This window comes from Pseudonocardia pini (assembly GCF_013870575.1).
GTDB lineage: Bacteria > Actinomycetota > Actinomycetes > Mycobacteriales > Pseudonocardiaceae > Pseudonocardia > Pseudonocardia pini.
Genome location: NZ_JACBXB010001106.1, coordinates 1 through 1,339, shown reverse-complemented (window position 1 = coordinate 1,339; position 1,339 = coordinate 1). Strand labels below are relative to the sequence as shown.

General features: G+C 74.9%; 3 protein-coding genes. 1 reads left to right on the top strand and 2 read right to left on the bottom strand.

Going from position 1 to position 1,339, the window contains the following annotated elements:
• A partial coding sequence (locus H5J29_RS32935; protein ID WP_446686508.1) for a luciferase domain-containing protein occupies positions 1–182 on the top strand: 182 nt, incomplete at its 5' end.
• 6 nt (positions 183–188) lie between these two features.
• Here the strand turns inward: H5J29_RS32935 and H5J29_RS32930 are convergent.
• Positions 189–575, bottom strand: a complete 387-nt coding sequence (locus H5J29_RS32930) for a hypothetical protein (RefSeq protein ID WP_181784797.1) — start codon at positions 573–575, stop codon at positions 189–191.
• Positions 576–736: 161 nt separating this feature from the next.
• On the bottom strand, positions 737–1,339 hold a 603-nt coding region (locus tag H5J29_RS32925; RefSeq protein WP_181784796.1), incomplete at its 5' end, for a nucleoside hydrolase.

Sequence of the window (1,339 nt, the reverse complement as noted above, 5' to 3'; positions counted from 1 at the left end):
GCAGCCTCCACCTCGCCCTGCCCCCGGCCCTCGCCTACGACGCCGTCGCCAAGGGCTGGGGCGTGCCGCACCCGCTCGCGGGGGTGCGGATGGATGCCGGGGTGGTGTTGGTGCCCGGGCCCCGGGACCCGGACGAGATGCAGGTCGTCACGACTCTCGTCCGCGGGTGCGTCGAGTCCTGACGGTCCCTACTCCGCGCCCGCCAGCTCGGCCAGCGCGGTGGGGACGTCCGGGAAACCGCGGTAGCGGGCCAGGACCTGACGCTCGGTCACGCCCAGCCGCCCGGCGAGCGCGGCGGCCCCGACCAGGTCGAACGTGATGCCCCGACGCGCGGTGGCGTGCGCGGCGTGCCGCAGTGCCGCCTCGCCGCCCGGCGCGATCCCCTGGACGTCGGTGACGTCGAGCAGGACGTGCTCGGTGGGGGCGTGACCGTAGGCGGCCATCTGGAGCCTGGCGTCGACCAGCCGCAGCAGCCGGGTGCCGACGACGCGGTCCAGCAGCCCGCGGACGGTGATCGTGTAGACACCGGGCTCCGGCACCGCGATGCCCATCGGAGCGAAATCGGCGAGCGTCATCGCTCACACCTCCCCAACTCAGGGAAGGGCGGCCTGCTTCACCCTTTCGGGAGCGACGTTACCGCCTCCCCGGCGCGAGCGCCCGGTGATCCGCGTCGGTGGCAGGGCAGCGTCGAACCCGGCGGAGTCGAGGTCCACCCCGCCGCAGAGTCCCCTCGCGGTCATCCCGCGAGCCGCGCCCGCAGCAGCGGGGCGAGCGGCTGGTCGGTCCCCAGCACCACCCGCACGTTCGCGCCGGGGACGTCGGTGGTGCCGCTGCGCTGGTGTCGCAGGTCGCACAGCGTCTGCCCCCGGCCGGGGCCCGCGGTCGCGTCGACGACCACCGGGACGGCGGGTGCCCGCGTGGCGTGCACCTCCCCCACCAGCAGCGCGGCGGCCAGCGGATCGTGCAGCGCGCAGCCGCGGAAGCCGAAGACCTGCTCGTAGAAGCCGAAGTACTGGTCCAACATCGCGCCGACCGCCCGTGCGGCCGGATCGGCGGACGCCAGCAGCGCGGTCTGGTCCGCCGAGGTGAACCGGTTCTCCAGCGTGACGTCGAGCGGGACCAGCACGACCTCCCACGGGGCGTCGACGACGGCGGCCGCGGCCTCCGGGTCGTTGTGGATGTTGGCCTCGGAGACCGCCGAGACGTTGCCCGCGGTCTGCGCCGCCCCGCCCATCACCACGACCCGCCTCACCTTCGACGGCAGCGCGGGATCCAGGTCCAACGCCGCCGCGAGGTTGGTCAGCGGGCCGACGGCCAGGACCTCCAGCGAACCCTCGTG

Bases quoted from the DNA above. Each gene is read 5' to 3' on its own strand.
- H5J29_RS32930 (WP_181784797.1), bottom strand. From the start codon at position 575: ATGACGCTCGCCGATTTCGCTCCGATGGGCATCGCGGTGCCGGAGCCC.